Raw genomic sequence first — 20777 nt, forward strand, 5'->3', positions numbered from 1 at the left:
AGGGCCGCGCCATTCTCGGAGGCCAGCGTTCGCTCGCCGATCTTGCCGACCGCGCGCTCGAGCCCGGGTTCGACCCGCAGCCGCGCTCAGGCCGGCAGGAATATCTGGAATCCCTGGTCAACCGTCATGTCTGAGGAAGCCCGCTGATGGCAAATGCTGACGCGACACCGGTCCTCGAGCTGACCGGCATCGGCAAGGAGTTCGGCGCGATCCGCGCGCTGCATGACGTCGACCTGCAGGTCTTCCCGGGCGAAGTGGTCGGCCTGATGGGCGACAACGGTGCGGGCAAGTCGACGTTGGTCAAGATCATCGCCGGCAATTTCCGTCCCAGCCACGGAGAGATCCGCTTTGCGGGCAACGCGGTCCATTTCAGCCGGCCCATCGATGCCCGCGCCGTCGGCATCGAGGTCGTCTACCAGGACCTCGCGCTATCGGACAATCTCACGGCGGCGGCCAACGTGTTCCTCGGCCGCGAGCTCAAGCGCAAATTCGGCCCCATTGCCCTGCTCGATCACAAGGCGATGGCGGCGCGCGCGCTGGAGCTGTTCGGCGAGCTGCGCTCGGAGACGCGCCCCGACGACCTCGTCAAGCAGATGTCGGGCGGCCAGCGCCAGGCGGTCGCGATCGCGCGGACGCGGCTCTCCAATGCGCGGCTGGTGATGATGGACGAGCCGACCGCTGCGATCTCGGTGCGCCAGGTCGAGCAGGTGCTTGGCCTGATTCACCGGCTGAAGGAGCAGGGCGTCGCGGTGATGTTGATCTCGCACCGCATGCCCGATGTCTTCGCGGTGTGCGATCGTGTCGTCGTCATGCGCCGCGGCGAGAAGCGGGCCGACAAGGCGATCCACCAGACCTCCCCTGAGGAGATCACCGCTCTCATCACCGGCGCGAAGGAGGCGGCGTGATGGCCATGCCCATGGAATCCCCGATCACCTTCTCCAATGTCGGCAAGATCAGATGGTGGCAGCGCGGCATCTTCGCCTCCCAGACCGGTTACGTTCTGCTCGCGCTGGCGGTGCTGCTGGTGATCATGCATTTCGCCAGCCCGTATTTTTTTACCGAAGGCAACATACAGAACGTGGCGAAGAATTTTTCATTCATCGCCATTGCAACCCTCGGCGTCACCTTCGTCATCATCACCGGCGGCATCGATCTCTCTGTGGGATCGATGATGTGCTTCTCCGCCATGATCACCTCGATGGTGATGACCGAGCTGTCGGCGCCTGGCTCGCCCGCCGGCGCCTTGTTCGTGCACATGGCGGCCGACGGCAAGACGGTGCTGGCCAACGTGCCCGGCCTGATTCTGCTGGTCTCCATCCTCGCCGGGCTCGGCGTCGCGCTGATCGCCGGGCTCGTCAACGGCTTCTGCATCGCGGTGCTCGGCCTGTCGCCCTTCGTCACCACGCTCGGCATGCTCTCGATCGTGCGCGGGCTCGGCTATGTCGTCTCCAACGGCCGTGGCAGCTTTCCCGGCGGGCCCGATGCCGATCGCTTCTACGCGCTCACCTCGGGTGACGTGCTCGGCCTGCCCGTGCCTTTCATTTATCTGGTGATCCTCGCGCTGGCGATGGCCGTGGTGCTGCACCATACCTCGTTCGGGCGCCACGTCTTCGCGCTCGGCGGCAACGAGAAGGCGGCCGAACTCACCGGCATCCCGGTCGTGCGGGTAAAGATCGAGGTGTATGTGATCTGCGCGCTCGCCGCAGGCCTGCAGGGCATCATCATCTCCGGCTGGCTGGGGTCGGCGCCGGCCAATATGGCGACGTCCTACGAGCTCAACGTGATCGCGGCGGCGGTGATCGGCGGCGCAAATCTCGCCGGCGGCATCGGCGGCCCGCTCGGGGCCATCGTCGGCTGCGTGCTGCTGGAAGTGATCCGCAACGGTCTCGTGCTGGCGCAGGTCTCCTCCTACTGGCAGCAGACGTTGGTGGGCGTGATCATCATCCTGGCCGTGCTGGTCGACCGCATCCGCTCGCGGATGACCTGAAATGACGTCGCTTCGGGAAGACAACGATAACACTGCCTGTCCGCTTCCCGGGCGTTTCGAGAGGACGGGCACCAAACAAGGGTGGAGGAGACAATGAGGAAACTGCTTCTTGCCGGTATCGCGGTGGCGATGATGGCGACGCCGGCATTCGCCGCGAACTACCGCTTCGTGATCGTGCCCAAGGCGATGAACAATCCGTTCTTCGATTTTGCGCGCGACGGCTGCCTGAAGCGCGCCAAGGAGCTCGGCAACATCGAGTGCATCTATAAGGGACCGGTCGAGCACGAGCCGGCGACGCAGGCCCAGATCATCCAGGACTTCGTCACCCAGAAGGTCGATGGTCTCGCCATTTCGGTCGCCGACGTCGCGGCCATGACCAAGTCGATCGAGGCGGCGACGGCCGCCGGCATCCCCGTCATCACCTTCGATGCCGATGCGCCCGGCTCCAAGCGGATCGCCTATATCGGCACCAACAACAAGGAGTTCGGCGTCGCGCTCGGCAAGGAATTGCTGAAGATGCGGCCCGACGGCGGTAAATACGCCATGGTCTCGGGCGGCCCCGGCGCCAAGAACCTCGCCGAGCGGGTCGATGGCGTGCGCGAGCGTTGAAGGGCTCGAAATGGACCGAGGTTGCGGGCTCACCAACATTCTGCAACGACGATCCCGCGCTCGCGGTGCAGCAGATGACGGATATGCGCACCGCAACGCCTGATCTCGCCGCGATCGTTCCCATCGGCGGCTGGCCGATGTTCGCCCCGGAGGGCTTCAAGGCCTTTGCCTCCAGGAACAAGAAGGACATCGATGCCGGCAAGTTCACGCTTGTCGTCGCCGATACGCTGAAGATGCAGCTCGAGCTGCTGCGCGACGGCTATGCCAATGCATTGGTCGGCCAGCGTCCGTTCGAGATGGGTGAAAAAGCGATGGACACGCTGCTTGCCATCAAGAAGGGCGAGAAGGTGCCCGAGATCGTCTACACCGGCCTCGATCTCGTGACAAAGGACAACGTCGCGCAGATGTTAAAGTAGGAGCGCTGCCAGCCCCGCGCTCCTGCGTGCCTCCCCCGCTTGCGGTTTCCGCGAGCGGGGGAGATGATATTTGTATCGTTGGAATTGGAAGGCAATGGGAATGAAACGGTCGCGGCTCGGCTCGCTCGACGTCACCTCAATCGGTCTCGGTTCCGCCCCGCTCGGCGGATTGTTCAGCCCGGTCAGCGATGCCGATGCGGACGCGACGATCGCGCGTGCCTGGTCGCTCGGGGTGCGTCTCTTCGATACCGCGCCGCTCTATGGCTTTGGCCTCGCGGAACGGCGTCTCGGCGCCTTCCTGCGGCAACAGAAGCGCGACTCCTATGCCATCTCGACCAAGGTCGGCCGCCTGCTGCGCGCCCCCCATGGTGGCGCTGCCGAGGACGAGCACTACAAAGGCACATCCCTCGAGCGCCCAGTGTTCGATTTCAGTTATGACGGCGTGATGCGCTCGGTGGAGGAAAGCCTCGCTCGCCTCGGGCTCGACCGCGTCGACGTCCTCTTGGTGCACGATCCCGACGATCACTATGACGAGGCCGTCACCGGCGCCTTCCGCGCGCTGCAGCGGCTGCGAGAAGACGGGACCGTTAAGGCGATCGGCGCCGGCATGAACCAGTCGGAGATGTTGACGCGTTTTGCCGAGGCCGTGCCGGTCGACTGCTTCCTGCTCGCCGGTCGCTACACGTTGCTCGACCAGGGCGCGCTGGATGCGCTGTTTCCGGTCTGTACGGCCAAGAGCATCGGCATTCTGCTCGGGGGCATCTACAACAGCGGCATCCTGGCCAATCCGCACACGAGCGCGAAGTTCAACTATCAGGACGCCGATGCGTCGCTGGTTGCGCGGGCGCTGGAGCTCGACGCGCTCTGCCGCAAGCATGGCACCGAGCTGAAAGCCGCCGCGCTCCAGTTCTGCATGGCTCATCCCGCGGTGACGGTCGCGGTGATGGGCGCGCGCAATGCCGGCGAGGTCGCCGACAACATCGCAATGTCGGAGACGGCGGTGCCGGCGGCCTTCTGGCAGGAGCTGCGTGCGCGAAACCTCGTCGATGCGCGCGCGCCGCTGCCGGGTGGGGCGTAAGCCATGATCATCGACGCCCATCAACATTTCTGGGATCCTGCGCGCGCCGACTATCCCTGGATGGACGCGCCCGAACTGACGCCGATCCGCCGCGCGTTCAGTCCGGCCGACCTCGCGCCGCTGCTGAAGGCGAATAGCATCGACGCCAGCATCGTCGTGCAATGCCGCTCCGCGCTGGAGGAGACCGAGGAGTTTTTGCGCATCGCGCATGCCACGCCGTCAGTGATTGGCGTCGTCGGCTGGGCAGACCTGACCGACGGCGCGCTCGACGACACGCTCGACCGGCTGCGCGGCCTGCCGGGCGGGGAAAAGCTCGTCGGCATCCGCCACCAGGTGCATGACGAGGCCGATCCCGATTGGTTGCTGCGCGAGGACGTCCAGCGCGGTCTCACCGCTGTGTTCGCGCATGATCTCGCCTACGATTTCCTGGTCCGCACCCGCGAGCTGCCCGCCGCCATCGCAACCGCACAGGCCTTTCCGCAAGCTCGCTTCGTGCTCGACCATGCGGCCAAGCCGCCGATCGCCGACGGCGGCAGCGCCGAATGGTCCGATCGCATCAAAGCGCTCGGGATGTGCGACAATGTCTGGTGCAAGATCTCAGGGCTCGCGACCGAGGCGGTCTGGAACGACTGGGATGCGGAACGGCTGTTCCCGTTCGTTGCGCACGTCGCAAATTGTTTTGGCGAGGACAGGCTGATCTTCGGCTCGGACTGGCCGGTGTGCCTGCTTGCGGGAAGCTACGGCGAGATCAAGAGCGCGCTGGAGGCCTGCCTGGCGAAGCTTGGCCCGCAGTTGCGGGACAACGCTTTTGGTGTGAATGCGGCGCGGGCGTATCGGCTGGCGATCGCGACCTAAAGCGCTCCGCTGCGGGTTGTTGACCTCTCCCGCTTGCGGGAGAGGTCGGCGCGTCCGGGCGATGCGAAGCATGGTCCCGCGCGCCGGGTGAGGGCTTTCTCCTCTAGGGGATTGTCCCCAGCGCGGAGACACCCTCTCCCCGACCGTCTCCCGCAAGCGGGAGAGGGAGCACACACAGCGGGCAGGTGGCGAGAAGCCCTAGCCCTATTCCGACATCGGCTTGTCGGAAATATCCCAGTCCTTGCCGCTGAAGGTGGAGATGAACAGCGTCTTCATCGGCGTGTAGTCCTCGGGCGTGTAGTCGTAGGTTACGCCGTCGAGGAAGTAGGGCGAGTGGAAGCCTTTGAGGTTCGAGGCCTGCTTCAGCACGTTGGCGCGGGTGAGATCGTCGCCGCAGCGGCGCAGAATCTCGCCCATGCTGACGGCCTGGCCGTAGCCGGCGAAGGCGATGGTGTTGTCGGGGTCGATCGCCGGCGTGTATTTCTTGCGCAACTCCTCGAACGCCATCACGTCCGGGTCTTTCTCCCATTTCGGCAGGCCGACCTCTTTGTTGTAGCGGATCGCGACGATGCCGGTGGCGTTCTCGAGCCCCGCGGCATTGAGGATCGAGCGGCCGGTCGAGCCGGCGGAGAGAAGCTGCAGCGGCTTCCAGCCGAGCTCGGCCACTTTACGGATCGACTGCGACGAGGCCTTGCCGGTGGAGATGTTGTAGAAGACGTCGGCGCCCGACTTGGAGAGATTGATGAGCTGGGAATCGACGGTCGGCTCGGTGAGATCATAGGTTTGCTCCATGATCACCTGCGCGGTACCGCCGGCATCGGCCAGCACCTTCTTGAACGGCCCCAGGAAGTCGCGGCCGAAATCGTCATTCTGATAGAGAATGCCGATCTTCGCGTTCGGCTTCACGCTCACGACGTGCCGCGCGAGAATGCGCGCTTCGGTCGGATAGAGCGGCAGGCCCGCCATCGTCCATTTGAACTCTTTCGGGTTGTTCCACTTCGACGCGCCGGTGTTGAGCAGCAGTTGCGGCACGCCCTTGGAGTTCAGGTACTTGTGCACGGCGGTCTGGGGCGCGGTGCCGAGCGAGCCGTACAGCGCGAGCACCTCTTCCTGCTCGACCAGGCGCCGCGTCGCCTCGACGCATTTCGGCGCGCTGTAGGCATCGTCCATGGTGAGAAACTTGACCTTGCGCCCGTTGATGCCGCCCTTCTCGTTCAGCATCTGGAAATAGGCCTCGCCGATGCGGCCGAGCACGCCGTAGAGCGAGCCGGGGCCGGAATGCGGCACGGTCTGCCCGATCTTGATCTCGGTGTCGCTGGCGCCCGCATCATATTTCTTGTCCGCGGCCCAGACGTAGGGCGCGGGCAAGGTGGATGCGGCGATGGTGGCAAGCGCGGCGGCGCTGAAATCGCGCCGCGATGGATTCTTTGTCATTATTTGTTTCTCCCTGGTGCGCTCATTGTGCTGGCTCCGACCAGTACGTCGCAAGTGGGAAGTCGCAACTTTGCGACGCAATGACGCTTAAACTGTAGGGCGACTAGCGCCTAGACTCAAGTTTTCTCGGCGACGACGACGAGGCCGCGCACGGGCTCGTTGTTCTCGATGCGCGGCGAGGCGGGCTCCAGCGTCAACAGCTTCAGACCCGCTTTGGCGAGGGCGCCGCGCACATATTCCGCCGAGTGGGCATAACGCAGGCCTTCGCCGAGAACGACGCCGCTGCCGTCGAACGTCTCCACCGTGAAGGCGAGGACGCCGCCTGATACGAGCACGCGCCTGGCTTCGTTGAGGACCGGCGCCAGATCGGAAAGATAGACGAACGCATCTGCGGCGACGACGAGGTTCGCGCTGATTTCTGCCTTGGCCCGCAGGCCTTCGATCATGTCGGCGACTTCGAGCTCGGCATAGAGGTTGGTGGCGCGCGCCTGCTTGATCATGCCGGGCGACAGATCGATGCCGATGAAATGGTCGACCTGCTTGGCAAACGCGGCTGCCGCAAGGCCGGTGCCGCAGCCGAGGTCGATGGTGCGCTTGAAGTAAGCCGGCTTCCTGGCGGCGACCCGTGCGGCCACCACCGCCTTGAAGATCAGGCTGGGCGCGCGGTAGCCGAGATCGTTGATCAGCGTATGCTCGAAGCGCGGCGCGTATTGGTCGAACAGTGCCTCCACATAGGCCTTGGGCATCTCCGCCATCTCTGCATCGCCGAGCCGCATCAGATGCAGGCCGGCGCCGTGCTGATCGCCAGGGTCGGATCGACGCGCCTCTCGAAACGCCGCGATCGCCTTGGCGCGCTCGCCGAGCTGCTGACGGATTTCGCCAAGCGTGAACCAGGCCGATGTGAAGTCAGGCGCGAGCTCGAGCGCCTGCTCCAGGAGGTCCGCGGCTGCGGGCAGATCGCCCTTGAGCTGGAGGTCGCGCGCGAACTCGAAGCGGCGGTCGGCCATGAGATCGCCGGAGGACTGGAATAGGCGCAGGGGCATTGGGAACCAGTTGTCATTGCCGAGCTTGACCCGGCAATCCATCAAAAAAGGCACTGTTTAAGTGGATGGATGCGCGGGTCAAGCCCGCGCATGACGGCTTAATTTGGAATGGCTCCTTCCTATATGACCACGATGCGTCCCCAAGACATCCTGCTGCCAGTTGCTGCCGGCCTGTGCTGCAAGCCCGGCGGCTTCCATATCGATCCTGTCCGGCCCGTGGAGCGGGCCGTGATCACCCACGGCCATTCCGACCATGCCCGTGCCGGCCACGGCGCGGTGCTGGCGACGCAGGAAACGCTGGACATGATGCGGCTGCGCTATGGCGAGGACTTTGCCGGATCGACGCAAACCATCCGCTACGGTGAGGAGATCCGGCTCGGCGACGTCCGCGTGAAATTTCACCCGGCCGGCCACGTGCTTGGGTCGGCGCAGGTCGCCGTGACCTGCAAGGATACCTGCATCGTCGCCTCCGGCGACTACAAGGACGCGCCGGACCCGACCTGCACGCCATTCGAGCTGGTGCCCTGCGACGTCTTCATCACCGAGGCCACCTTCGGCCTGCCGGTGTTCCGGCATGGCGACGCGGCCGATGAGGTCAAGAAGCTGCTCGCCTCCGTCGCGTTGTTTCCCGAGCGCGCGCATCTCGTCGGCGCCTATTCGCTCGGCAAGGCGCAGCGCGTGATCGCGCTGCTGCGCCAGGCCGGCTATGAGGCGCCGATCTATCTGCATGGCGCGATGGAGAAGATCACCGGATATTACCAGAGCCGCGGCATAGCGCTCGGCGAGCTCAGGCCGGTGAAGGGCGTCAAGAAGGCCGCGCTCGCCGGCACCATCACGCTGGCACCTCCCTCAGCGACATCAGATCTCTGGACGCGGCGCTTTCCCGACCCCGTCACCGCGTTCGCCTCGGGATGGATGCGCGTGCGCGCCCGGGCGCGGCAGAGGGGCATCGAGCTGCCGCTGGTGATCTCCGACCACGCCGATTGGGATGGTCTCACCGCCACCATCGGTGCGACCGGCGCGGGCGAGATCTGGGTCACGCACGGCCAGGAAGACGCGCTGGTGCATTGGTGCCGAAGCAAAGGCCTGAAAGCGCAGCCGCTCGATCTCGTCGGTTATGGCGACGAGGAGGAGAGCGAGACGCCGATCGCTGACGAGGCCGAAGCATGAACCGCTTCGCCGAACTTCTGGACCGCCTCGCTTATGAACCCGGCCGCAACAACAAGCTGCGGCTGATCACCGGCTATTTTCGTGAGGTCGGCGATCCCGACCGCGGCTACGCGCTGGCCGCGCTCACCGGCGCGCTCAGCTTCAAGCATGCCAAGCCGGCGCTGATCCGCGATCTCATTGCGTCGCGCACGGATGAGGTGCTGTTCGGACTGTCCTACGACTATGTCGGCGATCTCTCGGAGACGGTGGCGCTGATGTGGCCGCGGCGTCGCGCAAGTATCGACGAATCTTTTCCGGGCTACCCCTCTCCCCAACCCTCCCCCACAAGGGGGGAGGGAGCGCAGTTGCGCGCGCGGCGACAGGCGGGTTCGACGACTGAGAGTGATCTGGCGAGTGATGGACGCATGGACCTCTCCGTTCCCTCCCCCCTTGTGGGGGAGGGGCAGGGAGGGGGGTACCGAGGGCGAGATGCCGGCGATGCGGCCTATCCGAGCAACCACAACAACCCGCCGCCCCCATCGCTCAGCGAGGTCGTCACCACGCTGCGGACGCTCGGCAAGACCGAGCTGCCCAAGCAGCTCGAGCGCTGGCTCGACGAGCTCGATGAGACCGGCCGCTGGGCACTGCTGAAGCTCGTCACTGGCGCGCTGCGTATCGGCATCTCGGCGCGGCTGGCAAAAACCGCGGCGGCCGCGCTCGGCGACAAGGACCCGCATGAGGTCGAGCTGATCTGGCCGGGGCTTGCGCCGCCTTATCTCGACCTGTTCGCCTGGCTGGAAGGCCGCGCCGAGAAGCCGGTCAATCGCGATCCCGCGCCGTTCCGGCCCGTGATGTTGGCGCATGCGATCGAGGACACGGATTTTGCCGCGCTCGATCCCGCCGACTACATCGCCGAATGGAAATGGGACGGCATCCGGGTGCAGGCGGTGGCCGGGCGGGACGAGCACGGCCACGTCACGGCGCGGCTCTATTCGCGCACCGGCGAGGACATCACGGGAAGCTTTCCCGACCTCGTGCCGTCGCTGCGCCTGCCGGGTGCGATCGACGGCGAGCTCTTGATCCTGCGTGAGGGCCGCGTGCAGAGCTTCAACGTCCTGCAACAGCGGCTCAACCGCAAGGTCGTCTCGCCGAAGCTGATCAAGGGGTTTCCGATCCATCTGCGCGCCTATGATTTGCTCGGCGATGACGAGAACGATCTGCGCGAGCTGCCGTTCGCGGAGCGGCGCGAGCGGCTGGAGACCTTCATTGGGACGCTCGGCGATCCCCGCATCGATCTGTCGCCCACCGTGCCTTTCACGAGCTGGGAGGCGCTCACCGCCGCCCGCGCCGATCCGGCAAGCGCAGGCGCTGGTGAGGATGCGGACGCCGTCGAGGGCGTGATGCTGAAGCGGCGCGATGCGCCCTATCTTCCAGGGCGGCCGAAGGGGCAGTGGTGGAAGTGGAAGCGCGATCCGCACATCATCGATGCCGTGCTGATGTATGCGCAGCGCGGTCACGGCAAGCGCTCGTCCTATTATTCTGATTACACTTTCGGCGTCTGGACCGCGGGCGAGGGCGGCGACGAGCTGGTGCCGGTCGGCAAGGCCTATTTCGGCTTCACCGACGAGGAGCTGCTCCAGATCGATCGCTTCGTCCGCCGCAACACCACGGAGAAATTCGGCCCCGTTCGCCATGTCGTGCACGAGCCGGACCAGGGTCTGGTGCTGGAGGTGGCGTTCGAGGGCTTGCAGCGCTCGCCGCGGCACAAGTCCGGAGTCGCCATGCGCTTTCCCCGCATCAGCCGCCTGCGCTGGGACAAGCCGCCCAAGGAGGCGGACAGGTTGGAGACGCTGGAGCGGATGCTGAAGGCGGAGCCGGCTGAGGTGGAGGTGTGAGGTATCGATCTCGCCTCGGTGGCGGTGCGCTACCTCTCCCGCTTGCGGGAGAGGTGAGGGAGCCCGCGGCCGGCAGCTTGCCCAAATCAAAGCCCGGCGCGCCTGCCCGAATTAAACTCCCGTAACCCGATTGACGCACCGATCCGGGTTCCCCATGTCCCTCGCCGTGCCCTATAATGGGGTCGAATCCCCTGAGGAGTTTGAGATGGTCCAAGACGTCAGAGATTTGCCGGCCGGCCGCAACGACGGGCTGAACCGCTTTCTCGGCGGCTCGCCGCTGGCGGTCGCGTTTCGCCTGGTCCTGCTCTCGATCCTGGTCGGCGTCGTGCTGGCGACGATCGGCTTCGATCCCTGGAACATCCTCACCAGCATCCGCCTGCTGTTCCAGCGTCTGTGGGATCTCGGCTTCGATACTATCAACTGGCTGTGGCGCTACTTCCTGCTCGGCGCGGTCATCGTGATCCCGATCTGGCTGCTCTCGCGCGTGTTCGGCGCGCCGCGCGGCCGCTGACCGGCAAGGAGTTACGCAGCCGATGCAACTACGCTTTGTCGGCTGCGGCGACGCCTTTGGCTCCGGCGGCAGGCTCAACACCTGCTTCCACGTCTCGGGGCGCGAAGCCAACTTCCTGATCGATTGCGGCGCGTCGGCCCTGCCGGCGCTGAAGCGGCTCGAGATCGATCGCAACGAGATTGATCTGATCCTGATCACGCATTTCCACGGCGACCATTTCGGCGGGTTGCCGTTTGTCCTGCTCGACGCCCAATTTTCGCGGCGGACGCGGCCGCTGACCATCGCGGGACCGCAAGGCATCGAGACACGGCTTAACCAGGTGATGGAGGCGCTGTTCGAGCATTCCTCGAAGACCAAACGGCGTTTCGAGCTCGAGGTCGTGGAGCTCGCGCCCGAGCAAAGCAAAACCTTCGGCGCGGTGAGAGTGACGCCCTATCCGGTGGTGCACGGCGAATCCGGTGGTCCCTTCCTCGCCTACCGCATTGAGGCCGAGGGCCGCACGCTCGCCTACAGCGCCGATACCGAATGGACGGACACGCTCATTCCGCTGGCGCACGGCACCGACCTTTTCATCGCCGAAGCCTATATGTACGAGAAGGTGGTCAAGAACCATCTCAGCCTGAAGACCTTGGAGCAGCATCTGCCCGCGATCGGCACCAAGCGGCTCGTCCTCACCCATATGAGCGACGACATGCTGTCGTGCCTCGAAGCTCTGCCCCATATGGCGGCCGAGGACGGCATGGTCGTCGTGTTCTGACCGTGCACGCGCCCGTCCATCCCAAAGTCGGCACACGTGAAGTGTTCGCCATCGCAGGTCCCGCGATGGTCGCGAACCTGACCACGCCGCTGATCGGCATCGTCTCGACCACGGCGATCGGCCGTCTCGACGATGCCGCGCTGCTCGGCGGCGTCGCGATGGCCTCGGTGATCTTCGACTGCCTGTTCTGGCTGTTCGGCTTCCTGCGGATGAGCACGCTCGCCTTCACCGCGCAATCGCTGGGCGCGGGTGACACGCGTGAGCCGACCGCGATCCTGGCGCGCGGTTTCATAGTCGCCGGCCTAATCGGCGCGGCGCTGATCGTGCTGCAACTGCCGCTGGCCGCATTGCTGTTCGATTTCATGGGCGGTAGCGAGGGTGTGACATGGGCCGCGAAGACCTACTTCAAGGTCCGGATCTGGTCGTCGCCGTTCGCGCTCGCCAATTACGTCATCCTCGGCTGGCTGATCGGCCAGGCCCGCGCCAATTCGGCCTTGATGCTTCAGGTCGTCATCAACCTCGTCAACATGGCGGCGACGATCCTGCTGGTGCTGGTCTACGACACCGGCATCGCCGGTGCCGCGATCGCCGCGCTGTTGTCGGAAGCGGTCGGGTTCGCTCTCGGCGTGATCGTTTGCCGCCATTATGCCGACGGCTTCGGCGTGCCGTATGCGACGCTGCTCGACCGGCAGAAGCTGTTGCGGTTGCTGGCGGTGAACACCGACATCCTGATCCGCACTGCGGCGCTGATCGCCGTGTTCCTGTTCTTCACCGCCAAGGGCGCGCAGGCCGGCGACGTCACGCTGGCGGCCAACTCCGTGCTCAACAACTTCCTGCTGATCAGCGCTTTCTTCCTCGACGGTCTCGCCAACGCGGCGCAGCAGCTCTGCGGTCGCGCCGTTGGCGCGCGCGACGCAAAAGGCTTTGCGGATTCGACCCGGCTGGTGCTGCTGTGGGGGCTCGGCTTCGCGCTGGTGGTGTCGGGGCTGTTCGCGCTGTTCGGGCCGCGCCTGATCGATTTCATGACGGCGAGTGACGAGGTCCGCCGCGCCGCGCGCGAATTCCTGCCGTTCGTCGTGCTCGCGCCGATCCCCGGCGTGTTCGCCTTCGGCTTCGACGGCATCTATATCGGCGCGACCTGGGCGCGCGAGATGCGCAATCTGATGCTGGCTTCGCTGCTGATCTTCCTCGCCGCCTGGTGGGCGCTGCAATCGCTCGGCAATGCCGGACTGTGGTGCGCGCTGATGGCCTCCTACCTCTCGCGCGGCGGCCTGCAGGCCGCACGCTATCCGACGCAGTTCAGGGCGACGTTCTCGAAAGCATAGAAGACCGCGAGCGGGGAGAGGCGAAGAACTACATCCCGGGCCAGTCTTCGGCCGTGAGTGTCGCAGCATCGGCGCCGACGATCTCGGACAGGGAATCCCGGCCGGTGCGGAGCAGCGTCGAGGTGAGGTCGCGCTTGATCTCGTCGACGAGACCGAGGCCCTTGTAGACCAGCGACGAATAGAGCTGGATCAGGCTGGCGCCGGCGCGGATCTTCGTCAGCGCGGCACCGCCGGAATCCACGCCGCCGACGCCGATCAGCGGGAATGCACCCTCGACACGCACATAGGTCTCCGCGACCATCCGCGTTGACAGGCGGAACAGCGGCCGGCCGGACAAGCCGCCTTGCTCCTTGGCGCGCATTTCCTCCCGCAGCGTGCTCGGCCGCGCGATCGTGGTGTTCGACACGATCATGCCGTCGACCCGGCGCGAGCGCGCGACCTGCACGACGTCGTCGAGCTGGGCAAGACTCAAATCAGGCGCGATCTTGAGCAGCACCGGCGTGTCGCCGGCCTTCTGGCGCACCCGCTCGCGGGCATCGATCACGCGCGCGAGGAGATCGTCGAGCAGCGCGCCTTCCTGCAGATTGCGCAGGCCGGGCGTGTTCGGCGAGGAGACATTGACGGTGAAATAGCTCGCGACCGGCGCAAAGGTCTCGATCAGCTTGACGTAGTCGGCGACCCGGTCCGGCGAATCCTTGTTGGCGCCGACATTGACGCCGACGATGCCGCCGTGCTGCGCGCGCGCGGCGAGCCGGCGCAACGCGACATCCGCGCCGTCATTGTTGAAACCCATGCGGTTGATGATCGCTTCGTCGCGCTCGAGCCGGAACAGCCGCGGCCGCGGATTGCCAACTTGCGGCTTCGGCGTCACCGAGCCGATCTCGACGAAGCCGAAGCCGAGCCGCAGCAACGCGTCCGGCACCTCGGCGCTCTTGTCGAAGCCCGCGGCCATGCCGATCGGATTGGGAAAGTTGAGCCCGAAGGCGCGCATCGCGAGCTTGGGATCATCAGTGCGTGGCTTGACCGGCGGCAGGAAGCGCAGGCCCTGGATCGCGAGGCGATGCGCGTCTTCCGGATCGAGCCAGCGCAGCACCGGCAGCGAAAAGGCGTCGAAAGCGCGGATCACGGCAACAGCTCCGGAGTGTCGTGGCCGCCGTCGGAGCGTATGTTGAGGTTCATCACCGACAGCACCGCGCCGAGATCGAGCTCGCCATAGAGATGTGGAAACAGCTCCTCATTGCGCGAACGTTCCCAGCGCAATTCGCTGCCGAGCGCGTCGCCGTCGACCTCGACCAGGAACAGCGCGCGCTGGCCGAAATAGTGCTTGCGGAGGGTCTCGGGAACCTGGGCCGCGGTCGAAAAATGGATGAACCCGTCGCGCGCATCGTCCGCGCTGCCCCGGTAGACACCCTGCCGTTCCGCCTCGCGCCAGGCCGAGGCCGGACAGATTTTGTAGATCTTGACCACCGCTACCGCAGCCCTGTTTGCTCTTTGAGTCTTTTGGGTTTTTTCGTCTCTCGTGGGTCTTCGAAACCCGGGCGCGACCGTAAAGGCCGCCCCTTCCGAACTCAAGGCTTAGAGCCTATTCCGTTCCGATGAAATCGGAACGAGGCTCCAAATTTCTGTTTTGACGCGGTTTCTGGACACGAACCGGTGTCCGTCTTGGTTGAAAGCGCCTCTCCCGCCGCCTCTTGCGCGAAAACCGGAAAACCGGTTGATTTGAGGACAGTTTTCCTGAGTTGCGACGGGCTGGACCTTCCATGGTCAGACAGGCCAAAGCGCAGAGGATGCTGACTCACGACCAGATCTGGGTCGCGCTGGATCGGCTGGCGGAGCGCGCCGGTCTGTCGCCATCCGGCCTTGCCAAGCGCGCCGGGCTCGATCCCACCACTTTCAACAGGTCGAAGCGCGTCACCTCTGACGGCCGCGAGCGCTGGCCCTCGACCGAATCGATCGCAAAGGCGCTGGCGGCGGCCGGCGCCTCGATCGACAGTTTTGCGAGGTTGATCGACGATGAGGCTCGCGACGGTCGCTCGGTACCGCTGCTCCGCTTCGCGCTGGCCGGCGCGAGCGGCGCTTTCGACGAGTCCGGCCTTCCCGCCGGTAAGGGCTGGACCGAAATCGCGCTTCCCACCGCCGAGGACGGCCACGCCTTTGCGCTGGAGATTTCCGGCGATGCGCTCCAGCCTGCCTATCGCGACGGCGACATCATTCTGGTCTCGCCCGGCACGCCGATCCGCAAGGGCGATCGCGTCGTGGTGAAGACGAGGACGGACGAGGTGACGATCGCGACGCTGAAGCGCCGCACCGCGAAGGCACTGGAGCTTTTGCCGCTCGATGCGTCGCAAGTGACACGGACAATCTCGGTGAGCGAGGTCGCCTGGATGGCGCGGATCGTCTGGGCGAGCCAGTGATTGCGGAGATAGTTACGGTCACGGGGCTCCCGTTTGAACCGACAGGCGGCTTCACAGCACTTCGAAAATCTTATAGGCGACGGCGCCTTCGACGAGATAGCCCTTGCCGACGCAGACGATGTCGTTGAGCCAGGCATAGGTTTGCGAGCCGGTTTCGAACAGCGGATTAGTGCGGAAGTAATATCCGGCGGGATCGACCTTGGTGCGTCGCGCCGGATCCGCCATCTCGGCGCGCAAACCCGGCGGCGTCACCCAGCGGCCGCCATAGGTCATGTAGATCAGTTCGCCGTCATGAGTGCGCAGCGACAGGCGGACATCGAGTGTCATGGCGCCGTCGGCGCGAAACAATGCCCAGTCGCCGCCGCCCCGCAGCACCTCGCCGCGCAAGCGCGGGCCTTCGAACGAGCCCTTGGCTGCGCCGAACAGCACGCGCTGCCCGACAGGCCCCGCGCCGAAATTGAGGCGCGGATCGAGATCGACGACGATGTCGAAGAGATGCCGGGTCGCAAGGTCACCGGCGGACTTCACGCGTGGATCGGCCATGGTCTGACGCTCCCTGGTGTCGTGGACGGAAGGGTGTGGGCGGTCTAGGCCGCCTGCACGGTGTCGCCAAACAGCTTGCGCCTGACCGCATCGATCGAGACGCCGGATTGGGCGCAGAGCTCGGAGAGATCGAAGACGAAGCGCTCATGCGCGATTCTGTCGTCACGAAAGGCAAAGGTGATGAACACCGGCAGCTCGGCCCGGCGGCCGTTCGGCACGACGCCGAAGCGATCGCCCGTCATCGTCATCCGCGCGGAGCCCCAGCAGACCAGCGTGCCGTCGGAGCAGGCGTGGCCATCGAGCGTCACGTGATAGTCCGGGAAGGACTTGAAGAAGCGCGTCAGGATGCGCTCGTTGTCCGCGAGGCCCCGCACCCGGCTGCCGAAGGCCGGCGTCTCCAGCACCATATCCGGATGCAGAACCTCCAGGGCCGCAGCGACATCCTGCCGGCTCTTCGCGATCGCCAGCCTTTCCGCCAGCTCGAACATGCGTTTGCCGTCCATGGCTCGCCTCATGACATTCTACGTGTTTGATACATACATAATGTATGTTATATGCGGTTTGATACCTGCGCGTCAAGCATTAGGTTACGCGCGATGCGGGCGAAGGATCCTCCGAAGAGTCGTCGGGAAGAGTACAGCGAGGCCACGAGGCAGGCGCTGCTCGATGCCGGCCGCGAAGCGTTTGCGGTCCACGGATTTCAGGCGGCCGGCATGGAGGCGATCTCGCGGGCGGCGCGGGTCACGCGCGGCGCGTTCTACCATCACTTCGAGGACAAGAAGGCGCTGTTCGACGCCGTGGTGGTCGCCATGCAGCGCGAGGCCGCCGCCAGAATCGAGGCCGCGGCAAGGGGCGAGCGCAAGATCTGGGATCGTCTCAGCGCCGGCATCGACGCCTATCTCGATGCCTGCGAAGAGCCGGACTATGCGCGCATCGTCATCCAGGAAGCGCAAGCCGTGCTCGGCGAGCCGCGCTATCGCGAGATAGAGGAGACCTATCCGACCGCCCTGCTGATCGCGACGCTGCGAGCCCTGAAGCGCGATGGCGAATTGAACGCGGACGATGTCGATCTGCTGAGCCGGATGATCGACGCCATGATCTGCAAGATCGGGCTGCTGCTCCCGCACGCGGACGATTCCAGGAAGCTGCGCAGAAACGGACAGAAGATCGTCGCGGCCGTGCTGGAGACATTCCGCCAGAAGGCGTGAACCCTCGCGATCGCCCCCGGTCGCCATTGCGACTCACCGGCCCTCTCGCATAGGTTGCGGCCGATATTACCGCTCCAGCTTTATCTTAGGGGAATACGATGAATCGCCGTCACGCATTGAAGGCCCTGGCGGGTCTTGCGCTTTGTCCGCTCTGCAAGCCGGCCTTCGCCGCCGAGGGTGTGCATTGGAGCTATGAGGGCGCCGGTGCTCCGGCCAAATGGGGCGATCTCGACGCGGCCAACAAGGCCTGCGCGGTCGGCCTGCAGCAATCGCCGATCGACATCGAGGCGACCGTCAAGTCGCAATTGCCTGCGCTGAAGTTGAACTGGGGCAAGAGCGCCGACACCATCGTCAACAACGGGCATACGATCCAGCTGAACTTCGCCGAGGGCAGCACGCTCATGCTGGGCAACGTCCAGTACAAGCTGCTTCAGGTGCACTTCCACCGGCCGAGCGAGCACATGATCGGCGGCAAGAATTTTCCGATGGAGGCGCATTTCGTTCATCGCAACGAGGCCGGCGGCCTCGCCGTGGTCGGCGTGCTGATGGCCGAGGGCAGGCCTAACGCGGCCTTCGGCAAGATCGTCAAGACCATGCCGGCGGCGGAAGGGCCCGCGGTGAAGGCGGATGCGGGCATCGATCCCCACGCCATGCTGCCGCAGCGGCTCAGCTATTTCCGCTATCCCGGCTCGCTGACGACGCCGCCCTGCTCGGAGGTGGTCGAATGGCTGCTGCTGACCGACCCGATTCAGGTCTCGGCCACGGATATCGCCGCCTTCGCAAAGCTCTATCCGATGAACGCGCGCCCGGTGCAGAAGGATAACCGGCGTTACGTGCTAAGATCGATCTGAGCGGGAAGTCTCGTAGCTCGGATGAGCGAAGCGACATCCGGGATCTCTGTTGAGGCATCCCGGATATCGCTTCGCTCATCCGGGCTACGCATTTCTGCTGGTTTATGCACTCCGCGCCAGCGCGCCATCGATCATGTTTACCGCGTTCTGCACGCCGTACACCGCGACGAAGGAGCCGAAGCGCGGCCCCTTCTCCTGGCCGAGCAGGACCTGGTAGAGCATGTTGAACCAGTCCAGCGTGACGCCGGGACGGCCGTCCTTGCCCTTCTTGACCTGATCGAGGAACGGTTCGCGGCGACCGATCTCGTAGACGACGTTCTGGATATCCTCGGCCGAAGCCTCTTGCGCAAGCTGTGACAGCGCATCGCGCAGATCCTGCAACGCGGCACGCTCGGTGTCGGTCGGCACGCGGAACTGCTTCGTCGGCGCGACGAAGTCTCGGTAGTAATTGATGGCATAGCCGACCATCGCATCCAGCTTCGGATGCGTCTGCGGGCTCACGCCCGGGCGATAGCGGCCGATGAAACCCCACAGCGTCTCGGCATTTTCCGCGTTCGACGACGACACCAGTGTCAGCAGAAGCTGGAAGGTGACCGGCATATCGAACTTCGGCGGATGGCCGGTGTGGATGTGCCAGACCGGATTGCCGAGCTGCTGCTTGCCGTCCTGCCTGGCGAAGCCGTCGATGAACTGCTGATAGTCGTCGACGTTGCGCGGGATGACGTCGAAATACAGCCGCTTGGCCGCCTTCGGCTCGCGATACATGAACAGCGACAGCGATTCCGGCGAGGCGTAGCGCAGCCATTCGTCGATGGTGAGGCCGTTGCCCTTTGACTTCGAGATCTTCTGGCCCTTCTCGTCGAGGAAGAGCTCGTAGTTGAAACCTTCGGGCGGCGTGGCGCCGAGCGCCTTCGCGATGGCGCCGGACAGCTTCACGGAATCAATCAGGTCCTTGCCGGCCATCTCGTAGTCGACGCCGAGCGCGACCCAGCGCATCGCCCAGTCGGCCTTCCATTGGCACTTCACATTACCCCCGGTGACGGGCGTTTCGACTTCCTGGTTCGTATCGGGGTCGACGTAGGTCACCGTGCCGGCCGCGACGTCGCGGCGGATCATCGGCACCTGCAGCACGATTCCGGTGGCCTTGCTGATGGGGAGGAACGGCGAATAGGTGGCGCGGCGATCGGGACCGAGCGTCGGCAGGATGATCGCCATCACCTTGTCGTAGGCGGCCAGCATCTTCAGCAGCGTCGCGTCGAAGCGGCCTGATGTGTAATAGTCGGTCGAGCTCGCGAACTCGTAGTCGAAGCCAAAATGATCGAGGAAGGCGCGCAGCCGCGCATTGTTGTGCGCGCCGAACGACGGATATTCGTTGGAGAACGGATCCGGCACCCGCGTCAGCGGCTTGCCGAGATGCGCGGCCAGCATCTCCTTGTTGGGCACGTTGTCGGGCACCTTCCGAAACCCGTCCATGTCGTCGGAGAAGGCGAGCAGGCGTGTCTTGATCTTGTCCTCGGTCAGCACGCGGAACGCGTGCCGCACCATCGAGGTGCGCGCGACCTCGCCGAACGTGCCGATATGCGGCAGGCCCGACGGCCCGTAGCCGGTCTCGAACAGCACCTCGTCCTTCGGGCTCTTCTTCAGCCGCGCGACAATGGCCTTCGCCTGCTCGAACGGCCATGCGTTGGATTGTTCGGCGAGCGCACGCAGATCGCTCGGGCTCATGCTGGGATCGATAACGGACATCAAGAAGGGCCTCCGGGCCGCGGAAAATAGCGATTTCCGGGCAGAATGCAAAAATCGTCTCGATCGTCATTCCGGGGCGATGCGCCAGCATCGAACCCGGAATCTCGAGATTCCGGGTTCGCGCTTCGCGCCCCGGAATGACGATCGATGGTTAGAACGGGCTCACCGAAAAATACCGCAGCCACAGATCGGTGTAGCGGCCTTTTTCCCAGACGCGGAACAGCGCCCAGTTCAGGGCCTGCCGCAGCACGTCGTTGCCCTTGCGCACGGCGATCCCGATGCCTTCGCCGAAGAAGCGGCTCTCGACGAAGGGGCCGCCGGAGAAGGCGCAGCAATCGCCGGAATCGGTGCCGTTGATCCAGAACGCAAGCGAGATGGCGTCGCCGAAGATGAAATCGACCTCGCCCTTGCGCAAGGCGGCGCGCATCGCGTCGTCGTTGGGATAGGGATGCAGCTCGGCGTCGGTGAACATGGCCTTGAGATAAGCCTCGTGCGCGGAGCCGGCGATGACGCCGACCTTCTTGCCCTCGAGATATTCGGGCCGGATCTCCGGCATCACCGCGTCCTTGCGCGAGGCGAAGCGCGCCGGCACCCGGTAGTAGGGATCGGTGAAGTCGACTCGGGCGCGTAGCTGCGGGCTCACCGCCATCGAGGCGATGATGGCATCGCCGCGGTTGGAGGAGAGCGCATCGACCAGCGTCTCGAAGCGGCGCATCTGCACCGTGCAAGTGACCTTGATCTCCTCGCACAGGCTGCGGGCGAGATCGACGTTGAAGCCGGCCGGGTTGCCGTCGGCGCCGGTGTAGTTGAACGGCGGATAGTCGGTCTCGGTCAGGAAGCGGATCACGGTCAGACGCGACAGGTCCGGCCGTTCCGGTCGCCGGCGCGGATCCCAGAAGCCGGGTACGGCCTGCGGGGCAGCCTGGGGCGCGACCTGCGGCGTGGCCTGAGGTGCC

Annotated in this window: 20 protein-coding genes and 1 pseudogene; 13 read left to right on the forward strand and 8 right to left on the reverse strand. The window is 65.1% G+C overall.

Features of this window, described 5'->3' with window-relative positions:
- Window positions 1-146: 146 nt before the first annotated feature.
- From MOV74_RS10650 to MOV74_RS10670, 5 genes and pseudogenes are all read left to right on the forward strand, one after another.
- The gene (locus MOV74_RS10650; protein ID WP_246921214.1) at window positions 147-905 is read left to right on the forward strand and encodes an ATP-binding cassette domain-containing protein; all 759 of its coding nucleotides are present in this window, start codon (window positions 147-149) and stop codon (window positions 903-905) included.
- Window positions 905-1987, forward strand: coding sequence for an ABC transporter permease (locus MOV74_RS10655; protein ID WP_246921217.1), 1083 nt, complete (start codon window positions 905-907; stop codon window positions 1985-1987). Before MOV74_RS10650 ends, MOV74_RS10655 begins: the two co-directional genes overlap by 1 nt.
- Window positions 1988-2080: 93 nt before the next feature.
- Window positions 2081-3012: pseudogene (locus MOV74_RS10660) on the forward strand (sugar-binding protein).
- 100 nt (window positions 3013-3112) lie between these two features.
- Entirely contained in the window at window positions 3113-4090 is a 978-nt protein-coding gene (locus MOV74_RS10665; protein ID WP_246921220.1) for an aldo/keto reductase, read from the forward strand.
- Between the two features lie 3 nt (window positions 4091-4093).
- Complete coding sequence (locus MOV74_RS10670; RefSeq protein ID WP_246921223.1) at window positions 4094-4945, forward strand: amidohydrolase; 852 nt, start codon at window positions 4094-4096, stop codon at window positions 4943-4945.
- 204 nt (window positions 4946-5149) lie between these two features.
- On the opposite strand, the gene MOV74_RS10675 is transcribed toward MOV74_RS10670, so the two are convergent.
- Window positions 5150-6379 carry an ABC transporter substrate-binding protein gene (locus tag MOV74_RS10675; protein WP_246921225.1) on the reverse strand — a complete coding sequence of 410 codons (1230 nt, stop codon included), beginning with the start codon at window positions 6377-6379 and terminating at the stop codon, window positions 5150-5152.
- Window positions 6380-6495: 116 nt separating this feature from the next.
- A complete protein-coding gene (locus MOV74_RS10680) occupies window positions 6496-7422 on the reverse strand; it encodes a class I SAM-dependent methyltransferase (protein ID WP_246921227.1) in 927 nt (308 codons plus the stop codon).
- A 132-nt stretch (window positions 7423-7554) separates the two neighbouring features.
- On the opposite strand from MOV74_RS10680, the gene MOV74_RS10685 reads away from it, so the two are divergent.
- From MOV74_RS10685 to MOV74_RS10705, 5 genes are all read left to right on the forward strand, one after another.
- The gene (locus MOV74_RS10685; RefSeq protein WP_246921262.1) at window positions 7555-8592 is read left to right on the forward strand and encodes a ligase-associated DNA damage response exonuclease; all 1038 of its coding nucleotides are present in this window, start codon (window positions 7555-7557) and stop codon (window positions 8590-8592) included.
- Window positions 8589-10466, forward strand: a complete 1878-nt coding sequence (locus tag MOV74_RS10690) for an ATP-dependent DNA ligase (protein ID WP_246921229.1) — start codon at window positions 8589-8591, stop codon at window positions 10464-10466. Before MOV74_RS10685 ends, MOV74_RS10690 begins: the two co-directional genes overlap by 4 nt.
- A 205-nt stretch (window positions 10467-10671) precedes the next feature.
- Window positions 10672-10977 (forward strand): DUF6460 domain-containing protein, encoded by a 306-nt coding sequence (locus MOV74_RS10695; protein ID WP_246921231.1) that lies wholly within the window; start codon window positions 10672-10674, stop codon window positions 10975-10977.
- A gap of 22 nt (window positions 10978-10999) precedes the next feature.
- Complete coding sequence (locus tag MOV74_RS10700) at window positions 11000-11734, forward strand: MBL fold metallo-hydrolase (protein ID WP_246921233.1); 735 nt, start codon at window positions 11000-11002, stop codon at window positions 11732-11734.
- Between the two features lie 2 nt (window positions 11735-11736).
- The gene (locus MOV74_RS10705; protein ID WP_246921234.1) at window positions 11737-13059 is read left to right on the forward strand and encodes an MATE family efflux transporter; all 1323 of its coding nucleotides are present in this window, start codon (window positions 11737-11739) and stop codon (window positions 13057-13059) included.
- A gap of 28 nt (window positions 13060-13087) precedes the next feature.
- Here MOV74_RS10705 and MOV74_RS10710 read toward each other — a convergent pair whose 3' ends face one another.
- Together MOV74_RS10710 and MOV74_RS10715 are read right to left on the reverse strand one after the other, a co-directional pair.
- Window positions 13088-14185 (reverse strand): quinone-dependent dihydroorotate dehydrogenase, encoded by a 1098-nt coding sequence (locus tag MOV74_RS10710; RefSeq protein WP_246921236.1) that lies wholly within the window; start codon window positions 14183-14185, stop codon window positions 13088-13090.
- Window positions 14182-14526, reverse strand: a complete 345-nt coding sequence (locus MOV74_RS10715) for a DUF952 domain-containing protein (RefSeq protein WP_246921239.1) — start codon at window positions 14524-14526, stop codon at window positions 14182-14184. Before MOV74_RS10715 ends, MOV74_RS10710 begins: the two co-directional genes overlap by 4 nt.
- 293 nt (window positions 14527-14819) lie before the next feature.
- On the opposite strand from MOV74_RS10715, the gene MOV74_RS10720 reads away from it, so the two are divergent.
- Window positions 14820-15473 carry a helix-turn-helix transcriptional regulator gene (locus MOV74_RS10720; RefSeq protein WP_246921242.1) on the forward strand — a complete coding sequence of 218 codons (654 nt, stop codon included), beginning with the start codon at window positions 14820-14822 and terminating at the stop codon, window positions 15471-15473.
- A gap of 51 nt (window positions 15474-15524) precedes the next feature.
- Here MOV74_RS10720 and MOV74_RS10725 read toward each other — a convergent pair whose 3' ends face one another.
- Entirely contained in the window at window positions 15525-16016 is a 492-nt protein-coding gene (locus MOV74_RS10725) for a DUF3237 domain-containing protein (protein ID WP_246921246.1), read from the reverse strand.
- A 44-nt stretch (window positions 16017-16060) separates the two neighbouring features.
- The gene (locus MOV74_RS10730) at window positions 16061-16519 is read right to left on the reverse strand and encodes an ester cyclase (RefSeq protein ID WP_246921249.1); all 459 of its coding nucleotides are present in this window, start codon (window positions 16517-16519) and stop codon (window positions 16061-16063) included.
- Between the two features lie 93 nt (window positions 16520-16612).
- Between MOV74_RS10730 and MOV74_RS10735 the strand changes: the two genes are divergently transcribed.
- Entirely contained in the window at window positions 16613-17224 is a 612-nt protein-coding gene (locus MOV74_RS10735; RefSeq protein WP_246921253.1) for a TetR/AcrR family transcriptional regulator, read from the forward strand.
- 98 nt (window positions 17225-17322) lie between these two features.
- The gene (locus tag MOV74_RS10740) at window positions 17323-18075 is read left to right on the forward strand and encodes a carbonic anhydrase (RefSeq protein ID WP_246921258.1); all 753 of its coding nucleotides are present in this window, start codon (window positions 17323-17325) and stop codon (window positions 18073-18075) included.
- A gap of 102 nt (window positions 18076-18177) precedes the next feature.
- Here the strand turns inward: MOV74_RS10740 and MOV74_RS10745 are convergent, their stop codons facing one another.
- Together MOV74_RS10745 and MOV74_RS10750 are read right to left on the reverse strand one after the other, a co-directional pair.
- Window positions 18178-19821 (reverse strand): lysine--tRNA ligase, encoded by a 1644-nt coding sequence (locus tag MOV74_RS10745; RefSeq protein WP_246921264.1) that lies wholly within the window; start codon window positions 19819-19821, stop codon window positions 18178-18180.
- Between the two features lie 151 nt (window positions 19822-19972).
- On the reverse strand, window positions 19973-20777 hold an 805-nt coding region (locus MOV74_RS10750; protein ID WP_246921260.1), incomplete at its 5' end, for a transporter substrate-binding domain-containing protein.

The organism is Bradyrhizobium sp. SHOUNA76 (genome assembly GCF_023006445.1).
GTDB lineage: Bacteria > Pseudomonadota > Alphaproteobacteria > Rhizobiales > Xanthobacteraceae > Bradyrhizobium.